The sequence below is a fragment of the Vibrio sp. 10N.222.52.C12 genome, from assembly GCF_041474215.1.
Classification (GTDB): domain Bacteria; phylum Pseudomonadota; class Gammaproteobacteria; order Enterobacterales; family Vibrionaceae; genus Vibrio; species Vibrio crassostreae_C.
The window spans coordinates 1-13,895 of the sequence record NZ_JBFRTR010000031.1; the positions used below are offsets into that span (position 1 = coordinate 1).

Annotated in this window: 13 protein-coding genes, 2 tRNA genes and 1 other annotated feature; of the genes, 6 read left to right on the forward strand and 9 right to left on the reverse strand. The window is 44.6% G+C overall.

Features of this window, described 5'->3' with window-relative positions:
- Positions 1-45 precede the first annotated feature (45 nt).
- The 5 genes from AB4623_RS06640 to uvrY form a co-directional block, all read right to left on the reverse strand.
- Positions 46-121 (reverse strand) — tRNA-Gly (locus tag AB4623_RS06640).
- A 36-nt stretch (positions 122-157) separates the two neighbouring features.
- Positions 158-231, reverse strand: a tRNA-Cys gene (locus AB4623_RS06645).
- A gap of 266 nt (positions 232-497) precedes the next feature.
- Positions 498-1,055, reverse strand: coding sequence for a CDP-diacylglycerol--glycerol-3-phosphate 3-phosphatidyltransferase (pgsA, locus tag AB4623_RS06650; protein ID WP_017061490.1), 558 nt, complete (start codon positions 1,053-1,055; stop codon positions 498-500).
- 46 nt (positions 1,056-1,101) lie between these two features.
- A complete protein-coding gene (gene uvrC / locus AB4623_RS06655; protein ID WP_029235668.1) occupies positions 1,102-2,934 on the reverse strand; it encodes an excinuclease ABC subunit UvrC in 1,833 nt (610 codons plus the stop codon).
- A gap of 15 nt (positions 2,935-2,949) precedes the next feature.
- The gene (gene uvrY / locus AB4623_RS06660; RefSeq protein ID WP_004729778.1) at positions 2,950-3,594 is read right to left on the reverse strand and encodes a UvrY/SirA/GacA family response regulator transcription factor; all 645 of its coding nucleotides are present in this window, start codon (positions 3,592-3,594) and stop codon (positions 2,950-2,952) included.
- A 426-nt stretch (positions 3,595-4,020) separates the two neighbouring features.
- On the opposite strand from uvrY, the gene AB4623_RS06665 reads away from it, so the two are divergent.
- Complete coding sequence (locus AB4623_RS06665) at positions 4,021-6,384, forward strand: DNA polymerase II (protein ID WP_372107022.1); 2,364 nt, start codon at positions 4,021-4,023, stop codon at positions 6,382-6,384.
- 93 nt (positions 6,385-6,477) lie between these two features.
- Here AB4623_RS06665 and AB4623_RS06670 read toward each other — a convergent pair whose 3' ends face one another.
- On the reverse strand, positions 6,478-7,245 hold the full coding sequence (locus AB4623_RS06670) for a hypothetical protein (RefSeq protein ID WP_017061494.1): 768 nt from the start codon (positions 7,243-7,245) through the stop codon (positions 6,478-6,480).
- Positions 7,246-7,382: 137 nt separating this feature from the next.
- On the opposite strand from AB4623_RS06670, the gene yeiP reads away from it, so the two are divergent.
- The 3 genes from yeiP (at position 7,383) to AB4623_RS06685 (ending at position 8,921) form a co-directional block, all read left to right on the forward strand.
- Positions 7,383-7,952, forward strand: a complete 570-nt coding sequence (yeiP, locus tag AB4623_RS06675) for an elongation factor P-like protein YeiP (protein WP_017055115.1) — start codon at positions 7,383-7,385, stop codon at positions 7,950-7,952.
- Between the two features lie 10 nt (positions 7,953-7,962).
- The gene (locus AB4623_RS06680) at positions 7,963-8,292 is read left to right on the forward strand and encodes an HI1450 family dsDNA-mimic protein (protein ID WP_004741258.1); all 330 of its coding nucleotides are present in this window, start codon (positions 7,963-7,965) and stop codon (positions 8,290-8,292) included.
- Between the two features lie 146 nt (positions 8,293-8,438).
- Entirely contained in the window at positions 8,439-8,921 is a 483-nt protein-coding gene (locus tag AB4623_RS06685; protein ID WP_017061495.1) for an RNA methyltransferase, read from the forward strand.
- Positions 8,922-9,140: 219 nt separating this feature from the next.
- Here AB4623_RS06685 and rluB read toward each other — a convergent pair whose 3' ends face one another.
- The 3 genes from rluB to rnm all read right to left on the reverse strand — a co-directional run bounded on the left by rluB (position 9,141) and on the right by rnm (position 11,872).
- On the reverse strand, positions 9,141-10,175 hold the full coding sequence (rluB, locus tag AB4623_RS06690; RefSeq protein ID WP_017055112.1) for a 23S rRNA pseudouridine(2605) synthase RluB: 1,035 nt from the start codon (positions 10,173-10,175) through the stop codon (positions 9,141-9,143).
- A 159-nt stretch (positions 10,176-10,334) separates the two neighbouring features.
- Positions 10,335-10,955, reverse strand: coding sequence for an L-threonylcarbamoyladenylate synthase (locus tag AB4623_RS06695; protein WP_009848751.1), 621 nt, complete (start codon positions 10,953-10,955; stop codon positions 10,335-10,337).
- Positions 10,956-11,017: 62 nt separating this feature from the next.
- Entirely contained in the window at positions 11,018-11,872 is an 855-nt protein-coding gene (gene rnm / locus AB4623_RS06700) for an RNase RNM (RefSeq protein WP_372146013.1), read from the reverse strand.
- 120 nt (positions 11,873-11,992) lie between these two features.
- On the opposite strand from rnm, the gene AB4623_RS06705 reads away from it, so the two are divergent.
- On the forward strand, positions 11,993-12,118 hold the full coding sequence (locus AB4623_RS06705; RefSeq protein ID WP_009848753.1) for a trp operon leader peptide: 126 nt from the start codon (positions 11,993-11,995) through the stop codon (positions 12,116-12,118).
- Positions 12,065-12,179: a sequence feature (Trp leader region), on the forward strand. Its footprint overlaps the gene before it by 54 nt.
- 125 nt (positions 12,180-12,304) lie before the next feature.
- Positions 12,305-13,894: an anthranilate synthase component 1 gene (locus AB4623_RS06710; RefSeq protein ID WP_372146015.1), complete on the forward strand. Its 1,590-nt coding sequence runs from the start codon at positions 12,305-12,307 to the stop codon at positions 13,892-13,894.
- Position 13,895: the final 1 nt, after the last annotated feature.

Sequence of the window (13,895 nt, forward strand, 5' to 3'; positions counted from 1 at the left end):
GTAAAACACCATCTTAATGCTGACGCCAATCAACATTACAAAATTTGGAGCGATACATCGGGTTCGAACCGATGACCTCAACCTTGGCAAGGTTGCGCTCTACCAACTGAGCTAGTATCGCATTTTCATTCAAATTCTTTCTAGAAGAAAGAGAGAATGGAGGCGCCTCCCGGAGTCGAACCGAGGTCCACGGATTTGCAATCCGCTGCATAGCCACTCTGCCAAGGCGCCTTAGTAACTCCAATCGAATCGCTCATTGCCATCCTCTTGGGTACGGGATGCATTCTACGGATTCAGACGATTGAGTCAATATTATTTTTGTATTTTTAATTCGTTTGAATAGATTTCATACGAAACAGGCCAAATAGCTGACTTTATGTTCAAAACACACTGTGAGCGGGTTATTCAAAGGAGATCTATATCACATTAGATATCCACTATTGATAACTTAACCTTAGGTTAAAGATCAAAAAAGCGAGCCTCAGCTCGCTTCTTCATCAATGATGTTTTTCGTCTAACAAATCGTCTTTGGCAGCCATCAAGTATTGTGCCATTGACCAGTAAGTAAGAACGGTGGCGACATACAGTGCAATGTAACCTACCCACACCATCCAGTCGTCGTATCTCCAGATAAGTACCCAAAGAGCGAACATCTGAGAAACCGTTTTGACTTTACCAACCCAAGATACCGCAACACTTGCGCGTTTACCGATTTCAGCCATCCATTCACGAAGCGCTGAAATGATGATCTCACGAGCAATCATGGTCACGGCTGGAATAGTTATCCAAATAGAGTGGTAATGCTCTGTAATCAGGATAAGAGCCGTAGCGACCAACACTTTGTCAGCCACAGGGTCAATGAAGGCACCGAAGCGAGACGTTTGCCCTAACTTACGAGCTAGCATGCCATCTAGCCAATCAGTGAAACCGGCTACCCAAAACACCATCGCAGCAGCGAAAGGAGCCCATTGATAAGGTAGATAGAAAACGACAACGAATACTGGGATCAAAAATAGTCTCAGTAAGGACAAAATGTTAGGTATATTCAAACGCATATTATTGGGCTCTTATTAATTGCGCTTTAATGGTGCGGGATTTTTACTATTGTTTCAATGCTTGATAAATGTTTTCTGCCAAAGAATGACTAATGCCCGGCACTTTGGCTATTTCTTCGACAGTTGCACGCTTAAGTTCTTGTAAGCCACCCATATATTTCAGCAAAGCTTGACGACGTTTAGGTCCTACCCCTTCAATTCCTTCCAAAGCACTGGTTCTGCGCGTTTTACCACGTTTCGCCCTGTGCCCTGCAATCGCATGATTATGGCTCTCATCACGAATGTGCTGGATAAGATGCAGCGCTGGTGCATCGCTAGGTAAATTAAACTCTTCACCTTCAAGGGTTACCAAAGTTTCTAAACCCGGTTTACGCGTCACGCCTTTCGCAATACCCATCATTCTTGGTCTAAACGGCCAATCACCCCAATATTGAGAAATGATCTCATGAGCGCGGTTTAGCTGACCTTTACCACCATCGATAAAGATGATGTCTGGGATCTTGTCGACATCGAGTTGCTTCGAATAACGTCTCTCAAGCGCCTGAGCCATCGCTGCATAATCATCGCCACCTGTAATGCCGGTGATGTTGTAACGACGGTACTCTGGTTTAACCGGGCCTTCTTGATTGAACACCACACACGACGCAATCGTGCTTTCACCCATGGTATGACTGATATCAAAACATTCCATGCGCTTGATAGCATCCATCGACAGCACTTCTTGGAGCTCTTTGAAGCGCTGATTAATCGTCATCTTGTGATTAATCTTGGTGGTAATAGCCGTCAATGCATTGGTATTAGACAATTTAAGGTAACGACCTCGAGTACCTGAAGGGTTGGTATTGAAGTGAATCTTACGACCCGCTACTTCACACAAGGCTTCTTGAATCGGTGTGACATCTTCCATCAAATCGGCATTGAGAATCAAACGGGTTGGGATGGTTCTCGCTTCACTATGCGCAAGATAGTATTGGCTTAAAAAGCTCGAAAAGACCTCTTCTCGCACCGTATTGTTGGGAATTTTAGGGAAATGGCTTCTACTGCCTAAAACCTTGCCTTGGCGAATCATCAAGATATGAATACACGCTACGCCATTCTCTTGAGCAAATCCCAACACGTCCATATCTTCCATTGAATCGTCAGATACGTATTGTTGTTCTTGCACACGTCGAATCGCTTGGATTTGATCACGGAAAGCGGCAGCTTGTTCAAAACGAAGCTCACGGCTTGCCTTGTCCATTTTGTCGATGAGCGTCTCAAGGACTAATTTGTCTTTCCCTTGCAGGAACAGACGAACGTAGTCGATAAGTTCACTGTACTCTTCATCAGAGATGATTGAGCTAACACATGGCGCAGCACAACGACCAATCTGATACATCAAACACGGGCGCGTTCTATTGGCATAAACCGTATCTTCACACTGGCGGGCAGGGAAAATCTTTTGGATTAGGTGTAGCGTCTCACGCACAGCGCCGGAATCAGGGTAAGGACCAAAGTATTCGCCCTTTTTCTTCTTAGCACCACGGTGCATCGACAAACGAGGATGCTTGTGACCGCTAATAAAAATATAAGGGTACGACTTATCATCACGCAAAAGTACGTTGTATTTAGGCAAGTACTGCTTGATGTAGTTGTGCTCAAGAATGAGCGCTTCTGTTTCCGTGTGCGTTACAGTGACATCGATCTTGTCAATATTACTAACTAGAGCGCGTGTTTTTTCACTGTCGACTTTTTTACGGAAATAACTGGAAAGGCGTTTTTTGAGGTTCTTAGCTTTACCGACGTAAATAACGGCAGCCTCAGCGTTATACATTCGATAAACGCCGGGCTGCTCTGTTACTGTCTTGAGGAATGAGACTGAGTCAAACAAGTTGGTCACTATACGATCTCAGTGTTAAAGGGTCTCAGTGTCTAACATTCCATGTCTAATCGCTAAATGCGTCAGCTCTACATCGCCACTGATATCCAGCTTACTGAACAAGCGGTAGCGGTAACTGTTGACTGTTTTAGGACTTAGATTGAGTTGTTCTGAAATATCCGTCACTTTCTGACCTTTGGTAATCATCATCATGATTTGAAGTTCACGTTCAGATAAGTCTGCGAATGGATTTTCAGACGCAGGCGAGAATTGGCTCAAAGCCATCTGCTGCGCAATTTCTGGTGAAATGTATCGTTGGCCACTATTAACCACTCGAATTGCATTTACCATTTCATCCGGACCTGCCCCTTTAGTAAGGTAACCAGCAGCTCCAGCTTGCATCACTTTAGTTGGAAACGGATTTTCCGTATGAACAGTTAAAACGATGATTTTAACATCAGGGTTGAAACGCAAGATCTTCTTGGTTGCTTCTAAGCCACCAATACCAGGCATATTCATATCCATCAAAATAACGTCAGTATTGTTAGTACGACACCATTTTGCAGCATCTTCACCGCTTTCAGCTTCCCCTGCTACGTTCATTCCACGGACGTCTTCAATAATACGTCGTATCCCTGTGCGAACCAGCTCGTGATCATCTACAAGGAAAACATTTATCAAACTTGTATCTCCACACTATTAATTGGCTCTGCAACCACTGTGTCATTTCATCTGTTTGAAACAATTGAACAAAGGAACAGTGGATCGCAGCATTGAGTACATCTTAACTTAATTACTAAAAAAAAGCTCTGTTGAATATGTGCTGAAACACGAACTTTAGCAAGTACTTATTAACAAATAAGCTAACTAAAACAACAAGCTTTTTCTAAAAATCAACCAGTTAAAACAACACCCAATAAAATTACATAAGATAAAGATATTTTCAATACCATTGAATAACCATTCGCGACAATTTCACTTATTTGCTTATAGAGTCCCGTTATTTGCCTCTACTAACTAGAATTTAGTTAGTATTTTTACTGCCTTTTGTGCGCAGAGGGTCGCTAGATGGTAGTATTCGATTCCCCATTTCAATAGGTTACTACATTGGATATTCAGCAAGGCTTTGTACTCACAAGACAAGCAAGAGATTTTTCAGGGCGCACACAAATCGACTTGTGGTTAAGCACCCCTCAAGGCCCTACTCTGCTGACGATTCAAAATGAAAAACCGGTATTTTTTGTCGCTCAATCTGACGTTGAGGCATGTCAGGCAATCGCAGCGAAAGAGTCGATCGATTGCCAATTTAAGCCTCTAGAATTAGCCACATTCGAGCAAACACCTCTCGCCGCGTGTTACACCTCACTGTCGAGAAGCAGCTTTGGTTTAGCGCAAGCCTTTCACAACGAAGAAATCCAAACCTTTGAAAGCGATATTCGACTCGCCGATCGATTCTTGATGGAACGTTTTATCAAGGGAAGTATTGAGTTCACCGGATCTGCTGTGCAAAAAAATCAGCATCGTCGAGTCTCAAACGCAAAATGCCGAGCAGGTGATTACTTACCTAACTTGTCAGTAGTGTCACTTGATATTGAATGCTCAGAAAAAGGCGTGCTTTATTCCATTGGCTTAGACAGCCCGATGGACAGCCGAGTCATCATGGTCGGCGAACCACAAGAAGCAGACACCAACATCCAATGGGTTGTCAACGAAAAAGTGCTGCTTGAAGCGATGATAGCTTGGTTCTCGGAGTTTGATCCTGACATCATCATTGGTTGGAATGTTATCGACTTCGATTTTAGGCTGCTGCACAAACGTTCAGAATGGAACGAAGTGAAGCTCAACATCGGCAGAGACAACCAACCGAGCTTTTTCCGCAGTTCTGCTCAAAATCAGCAAGGTTTTATCACGATTCCGGGGCGCGTTGTCTTGGATGGTATTGATATGCTCAAGACAGCGACCTACCACTTCCGTTCTTGGTCTCTTGAGTCGGTATCGCAAGAGCTGCTTGGGGAAGGCAAAGACATCCATAACGTTCATGACCGTATGGATGAGATAAACCGAATGTTTAAGTTCGATAAACCCTCACTCGCTAAGTACAACCTTCAAGACTGCGTACTGGTAAACAGCATCTTCGAGCACACTCACCTACTCGACTTCGCGATTGAGCGCTCTCGATTAACCGGTGTTGAGCTGGATCGCGTTGGTGGCTCTGTTGCGGCCTTTACTAACTTATATCTGCCTCAAATCCACAGAGCGGGTTATGTCGCACCGAACTTAGAGCCAGAGAATTGGATTGCGAGCCCCGGCGGTTATGTGATGGATTCAATTCCCAATCTGTACGACTCGGTTTTGGTACTCGATTTTAAGAGCCTGTATCCATCGATCATTCGCTCGTTTCTGATTGACCCTATGGGACTAATTGAAGGGTTGAAGCTTGAACTAGGCCCAGCAGAAAACCAAGCCGTTGATGGCTTTCGAGGTGGGCAATTCCACCGTTCTAAACACTTCTTGCCCGAGATGATCGAAAACCTTTGGGCTGCACGTGATGTGGCGAAGAAGAACAACGAGAAAGCGTTCTCTCAGGCGATTAAGATCATCATGAACTCATTCTATGGTGTGTTAGGTTCGTCTGGTTGTCGTTTCTTCGATACCCGGTTAGCGTCTTCAATTACCATGCGTGGACATGAGATCATGAAGCAAACCAAGGTTCTGATCGAAGACAAAGGCTATCAAGTGATTTACGGCGATACCGATTCAACCTTCGTGTCTCTGAACGGCAGTTATGATCAGCAAAAAGCAGACGAGATCGGGAACACACTGGTCGCTTACATCAACGATTGGTGGACGAATCACTTAAAAGAGACCCACAACCTAACCTCAATACTCGAATTGGAATACGAGACTCACTATCGCAAGTTTCTAATGCCGACCATTAGAGGTTCAGAAACCGGCTCGAAGAAACGTTATGCCGGATTAATCACTCAAGGCGATAAAGAAAAGATCATATTTAAAGGGCTTGAGAGTGCACGCACCGATTGGACACCTCTCGCACAGCAATTCCAACAAACCTTGTATGAGATGGTGTTTCACGATCAAGATCCAACCGACTACGTCAGACAGTTTGTTGATGAAACCTCTGCTGGCAAACATGATGATTTATTGGTGTATCAAAAGCGCTTACGCCGCAAATTACATGAATACCAAAAGAACATTCCGCCGCAGGTTCGCGCAGCTCGTATGGCCGATGAGATCAATGCTCAGTTAGGGCGCCCTCTTCAATACCAAAATAAAGGACGCATTGAGTATTTGATTACTCTGAGTGGCCCTGAGCCCAAGGAGTATTTAAAGAGTGGTATCGATTATCAGCACTATATCGACAAGCAGATTAAACCGGTCGCAGAGGCAATACTGCCCTTCATCGGTTTAGACTTTGAAAGAGTTAGTGGGCAGCAGTTGGGTTTGTTCTAGCACTATATTCAATATGCTCTTAAAACGAAAAAAGCAGAGATATGTTCTTCAGCACACTCTGCTTTTTAGTATCAATGGATCGGTTATAAATCTCTATCCGATTCTGAACTCGGTTTTCTGATACTGCTTAATCAACCACTCACCAAAGCCATCAAGAATACCGATCACCGAACGTTTAGGGATTGGTCGACCAGAAAGTAAAATGCCCAACCTTTGGATTTCGACTTCTCGATCTGGGTGATACTTCAAGAACTGTTGGCCACATTCAACAGGATCATCGTACCAATATTTATCGCGGTACATCACCAGTGAGTAACTCGCCCGTAGAAGCTTCTTGGCAATAATCACCTGCGCAGCGACTTGTTGTTCTGGCGTTGTCGCTCGTGCGATCTTGTTGCGATACACCGCCAACCAGTTTTCCGCATCCATATTCCAGTGCTTAGCGATTTCCCAACTTGTTTCAAAATCACCATAGCAGTCTGATAAGTCTTCACCATGCACACACACGGCTAAATGCTTGAGCATAAAACCCCAGGTGAAGATATTGTCGAAATCGACTATCTCACTCACTAAGGTAGTTTTTATCGCCACTTGAGTTACCTGCGGGAAGCTCTTTTGGAAACGCCATTTGATGGTGTTCAACAAAGTGGTTCGTTGGTCAGGAAACGGTCGATGGGTCACCACAACCACATCTAGATTGGAGCGACCGAAGACGGCTTGCTTACGAGCCACACTGCCATAAATATAAATACTGTGCAGATTAGATCCTAACCCACCTTTTAGAAAGGTAATCAGATCGTTAACCACAGGTTGAAATTCAGGTTGAAAAGGCTGTGTTGGGTCAATAACGGGTAGCTGCATAGGTCGTTTCGGTAAATAAAATAATGATTTAACTATAACTCTATGATCGCCTAGGTGACTTTATGATTCAAGCTATTCCTATTTATAGCATCTCCGAGATATAATCAGCGGATAGACCCACTAAGGACAAACACAAAATGCCTAGAGCAAGTGAAATTAAAAAAGGTTTTGCTATCACAGTAGAAAGCAAAACAGTGATCGTTAAAGATATCGAAGTAACAACACCAGGCGGCCGTGGCGGCCAAAAGATTTACCGCTTCCGTGGTAACGATGTAGCAACTGGCGTTAAAACTGAAGTTCGCCACAAGGCTGACGAAATTGTTGAAACTATTGACGTAACTAAGCGTGCAGTAATGTTCTCTTACGTTGATGGCAACGAGTACATCTTCATGGACAACGAAGATTACACACAATTCATCTTCAACGGTGAGACTATCGAAGACGAACTACTGTTCATCAACGAAGAAACTCAAGGCATGTACGCGATCCTTATCGACGGCAACGCTGCAACGCTTGAGCTACCAACATCTGTTGAACTAGTTATCGAAGAGACTGATCCTTCAATCAAAGGTGCATCAGCGTCTGCTCGTACTAAGCCTGCTCGTCTTTCTACAGGTCTTACTATTCAAGTACCTGAATACATCGCGACTGGCGACAAAGTAGTAGTAAACACTGCTGAACGTAAATACATGAACCGCGCAAGCTAAGATACTTATTATGACCGAAGCTAACGACCTAATGTCTTATGACGACGCAATTGACACTGCATACGACATCTTCCTAGAGATGGCACCTGACAACCTAGAGCCTGCAGACGTGATTCTTTTCACTGCTCAGTTTGAAGATCGTGGCGCAGCAGAGCTTGTTGAAACTGGCGATGATTGGGTTGAACATGTTGGCTTTGAAGTCGACAAAGAGATCTACGCTGAAGTGCGCATTGGTCTTGTGAATGAAGCTGATGACGTTCTAGACGACGTATTTGCTCGCATGTTAATCAGCCGTGATCCAGAACATAAGTTCTGTCACATGCTGTGGAAACGCGACTAATACCGCTGTTGCGCTCATCTGCATGAGTAAACAAGTATTCATGTAAGCGAGTTAAAAGTTAGCCGAGCCCATTGCTCGGCTATTTTTATCACGCTATTTTCCATCGTGATTCATCACTTTCATCATCAACGTTAGATTCACTGATTATGACCAAAGCAAAAACAGACACACAATCAAAAGGCTATGCCTGCATTGGCCTAGTTAACCCAAAGACGCCAGAAAACGTAGGCTCAGTGATGCGAGCAGCTGGCTGCTACGGCGCCAACTCTGTGTTTTACACTGGCACACGCTACGACCATGCGCGAAAATTCCATACCGATACCAAAGAAAAGCACTTAGCCCTGCCTTTGATTGGTGTTGAAGAGCTGAAAGATATTATTCCAGTAGGCTGCGTGCCGGTTGCTGTTGATCTGATTGAAGGTGCTAAGCCTCTACCTGATTACAAGCACCCACCACGTGCGTTTTACATTTTTGGCCCAGAAGATGGCACGCTAAAGAAAGAAATCACAGATTTCTGTCGTGAGACGATTTACGTTCCGACCAACGGCTGTATGAATCTAGCGGCATCAGTGAATGTTGTGCTTTACGACCGACTGGCGAAAGGCGATAACTTTTCGAATCATAAGTAAAAGAAACGAGATACGAGCAGATTATAGATGCGCCTACACGAGATAAGAGATGCGAAGAGCATGCTTACTGCCGATTATGGCAGTATGTTTTCGATACTCGATTACTCGCATCCCGAATCTTTTATTTCTTCTAGACGTAAAAAAACCTGCTCAATGAGCAGGTTTTTTAGTATTCAGTGCTTTTAGCTAATGAAGCTTTACGCGCAATAAATTACGTAATTACTGACGTGTTCTTGGCTTAGCTGGTTTAGCCGGACGACCGTTGTTCAGTTTAGGCTTACTTTTGTTAGCCTGAGGTTTGCCTTTGTTTGCAGCTGGAGCGCTACGACCTGAATCAGGTGTTGTAGTACCGCGAGTTGCAGGCTTCTTACGCTTAGTTTGGTTGCTACGGCCTTTTGGTGCGTTTGCACGCTCTTCGTGACGTTTAACAGCACGACGAATTTTTTGGCTACGAGAACGCTCACGCTTACGAGAAGTGTTTGAAGGATCAAGATCCAACAGTGTCTCTTTCTCAGGCTTAAGCTCAACAAGCTCACGCAGGTAGTTAACTTCTTGAAGATCTAGCTCTTTCCAACCGCCACGAGGCAGTTTCTTATCAAGGTAGATATCACCGTAACGTACACGTTTCAGGCGGCTTACTGTCGTTTCTTGAGATTCCCAAAGACGACGAACTTCACGGTTACGACCTTCGTTAATCGCTACGTAGAAAGTATGGTTCATACCTTCACCACCAGCGTAAACAACATCTTCAAAACGAGCCATGCCGTCTTCTAGTTGTACACCACGAGTAACGTTTTTAACTTTTTGCTCAGTCACTTCACCGAATACACGTACTAGGTACTCACGCTCAACCTGACGGCTTGGGTGCATTAGACGGTTTGCAAGCTCACCATCAGTAGTGAAAAGCAAAAGGCCTGATGTGTTTGCATCAAGACGACCAACTGAAATCCAACGAGAACCACGGATCTTAGGTAGACGATCGAAAACAGTACGGCGGCCTTCAGGGTCGTGACGAGTACAAAGCTCACCTTCAGGTTTGTAGTAAGCAAGTACACGACAAACCACTTCTTCAGAAGCCTTGCCTGAAACAGTATGGCCATCGATACGGATCACTGAGTTCTCGTCTTCAAGACGCTCGCCCAGTTTCGCAACTTGACCGTTAACACTTACACGACCAGATTTGATTAAACCTTCTAGTTCACGACGAGAACCGTGACCAGCTCGCGCTAAAACCTTCTGTAATTTTTCGCTCATTTACTCTTTTCTACCTAATTGTCGTCTTCACAGACGTCGAATGAATTTTTCACGACCAAATCGCGGTCGCGTATTATCGCAAATAACCTGCCAAAAAGCACTTGTTATTTACTGTGGCAGGTTTGCTGTATCGTTACAGACTGTTAATCAGTAAAGCGATTATTCAAACGGCGCAGGATCGCCAGCACCACGACGTAGAACCACGGCATCATCGTCACTGAAGTCAATAACGGTCGTCGGTTGCTCACCTAAGTAACCGCCATTCAAAATCACATCAACCGCATGCTCTAGGCTGTCACGAATTTCTTCTGGATCCGACTCTGTAGTCTCGTTACCCGGAAGAATCAGAGACGTCGACATCAGTGGTTCGCCCATCGCTTCCAACAGGTCGAGTGCAATCTTGTTGTCTGGGACACGAATACCAATCGTTTTACGCTTGGCGTTCATCAAACGCTTTGGCACTTCTTTAGTTGCTTTAAAGATAAACGTGTAAGCACCTGGCGTGTGTGCTTTCAGCAGACGGAAAGCCACGTTATCAACGCGTGCATACAGTGATAACTCAGAAAGATCACGGCATAACAAGGTGAAATTGTGCTTGTCATCGATGCGACGAATTTTACAGATACGTTCAAGTGCTTGTTTGTTTTCAAGCTGACAGCCCAGCGCATAACCGGAATCTGTTGGATAAACCACAACGCCGCCATTGCGAATAATCGCAACCGCTTGAGTAATTAAGCGTGCTTGTGGGTTATCTGGGTGTACATAAAAAAACTGGCTCATTGTTGATCCTCGTTATCGAATCTCTCGACTCTATCATCAGAAGGAGCTGGCTCACCTAAAGACTATTCAGATGGTGAAACCGTTTGAAACTCCCAATCTTTCCATACTTCTTCGACCCCAGAAGGTAGCCAGAGATTGCGTCCAAGTTCCATCCACGGAGATGGGTAATGGAAATCACTGCCTTGGGAGGCTAATAGTTTGTATTGTATAGCATAATCTGCGAGTGTGCGTCTTTCTTGTTGCGCTTGCTGAGGTTGAGCAACTTCCATCCCATCCCCTTTCGCTTCAACAAATGCCGCTAGCAGGCGCTTAACCCACTTGGCTGTAAGTCCATATCGTCCAGGGTGAGCGAGTACGGCTTGTCCACCAGCGGCATGAATAGCCGTGACAGCATCACTCATTGAACACCACGTTGGCGGCACATAACCTGGGTTATTGCGAGTAAGAAACTTTTTAAACACCTGCTGCATGGTTTTCGCGTAGCCATTGTCGACTAACCATTTCGCAAAGTGTGCTCGAGTAATTGGTGCATCACCCGCAATCAATTTAACTTCTTCTAGCACCCCTTCACGAGTCGCTTTCTCAAGACGTTGAGCAATCATCTCTGCACGTCCAATACGGTGTTGCTTCTGTCGCTCAATGAGCGCTTTGAGTTCTGGTGACTCAGGATCAACGTTTAACCCAACAATATGGATATCTTTGTTTTGCCAAACAGTCGAAATCTCAATGCCGTTGATCAGCTGAATAGGAAGATTGTTATCAGCAATATAGTTGCGTGCTTCAGCAAGCCCATCAGTCGTGTCATGATCTGTAATCGCTAGCGCTTCGATGTTAAAGCCAAGCGCTCGGTCAATTAGCTCAGGTGGAGTAAGTCGGCCATCTGAGGCTGTTGTATGACTATGTAGATCAATTCTCATATATTCTTTTTCATTGTTTTCAATTTTTATCGTTATATTTGTGTCAACACACTTGACCCGCAAGCAGAAAACTAGTTAACTAGTACACAAATACGAAGTATCACATTTGATAGGTTCACCATGTTACAAGAATTTAACCAAAACCATAAAGATAAAGTTTTAGAACTTTCTTCAGTAGAAGCAAGTTCAGAGCTTAATTGGTGGCGCACTTGGACAAGTTCTTGGTGGGCTAACGTGTACTTCTAGTTAAACAGTTTGTTTATAAAAAAGTTATCACTAAGCCCGCTTTAATAGCGGGCTTTTTAATTTGTCGAACATCTCACATTCAACTGACTAACAAATCATCGAATTGACCATATTCTAGATTGGGTGAAAGGTATCTTTATGCGACTATGTACGGCAGGAAATTTAAAGAATCATAAAGGAGGTCTTGTGAACAAGGCCATTAAAATCAAAAAGCTGGGAACCATTGAGGTCATCAATTCCTCAGTTCCTTACTCGCAAGATCCAACCAGCGTTTTTCATACTTTGTGTGAAAACAAAACTGATTGTCTTTTGTTGGAATCTGCCGAGATTGAATCTAAACAGAACCTGACAAGCCTACTCCTTATCGACTCTGCTGTTCGCATCGTATGTCGCGGACATGAAGTAACCTTTCAAGCATTGACTGAAAACGGTCAAGCGCTTATCGAACATCTCACTCAAAACGTGAAAGCAGAAATTAAATCTGACCTTACTGATAACGTTTTGACGCTGACTTTTATCGAACCAAGCAACGAATTAGACGAAGACTCACGTTTAAGAGAAGCCTCTTCATTCGATGCACTGCGTTTGGTTCAGCACAGCTTTGAGCAAGACGCGGATAACAAACACGCATTATTCATGGCGGGCTTATTCGCTTACGACATCGTGGCAAACTTTGAGCCACTAGGTGATGCTGAAGCAACCAACAATTGTCCTGACTTTGTATTCTACGTAGCTGAAACACTATTGCGTTTCGATCATCAAGAGAACGAAGGCCTACTTCACGCGAGCTTATTTGCTCAAGATGACAACATCAAAGCGCAATTAACTGACCGTCTAGCCGACATTCAAACACAATGTCAGTCACTGAAAGCCATCACGGAAGTGACGCCACTAGACAACGTTGAAGCTGTACCTAGCGTTTCAGATGAAGACTTCTGTCAAACGGTTCGTGACCTAAAAGAGTACGTAGTAAAAGGCGATGTGTTCCAAGTCGTACCATCACGCCGCTTCACGCTTCCTTGCCCTGCTCCACTGGCGGCTTATAAAGAACTCAAACAAAGTAACCCAAGCCCTTACATGTTCTACATGCAAGACGAGTTGTTTACTCTGTTCGGTGCTTCTCCAGAAAGCGCTCTGAAATACGAGACAGAAACCAACCAAATCGAGATCTACCCGATTGCTGGTACTCGTCGTCGTGGTAAGCGCCCAGACGGTCAAATCGATTTCGACCTAGACAGCCGTATCGAGCTTGAACTGCGTACCGACAAGAAAGAAAACGCCGAGCACATGATGCTAGTTGACCTAGCGCGTAACGATGTGGCACGTATTGCCGAAGCTGGCACTCGCCACGTAGCAGACTTACTGAAAGTAGACCGCTACAGCCATGTAATGCACTTGGTTTCTCGTGTTGTTGGTCAGCTCCGTGAAGACTTAGATGCTCTGCACGCTTACCAAGCTTGTATGAACATGGGCACGCTAACGGGCGCACCAAAAATCCGCGCAATGCAGCTTATTCGTGACGTAGAAAAAACGCGTCGTGGTAGCTACGGTGGTGCAGTCGGTTATCTAACCGGTGAAGGGACTCTAGATACTTGTATCGTAATTCGCTCTGCTTACGTTGAAGATGGCGTAGCACAAGTACAAGCTGGCGCTGGTGTGGTATTCGATTCAGACCCACAAGCAGAAGCCGATGAAACTCGCGGCAAGGCACAAGCGGTTATCTCAGCGATTCAAGCAGCTCATACTAAGAACCTAACAAATAAGAAGGAGTCGTAAT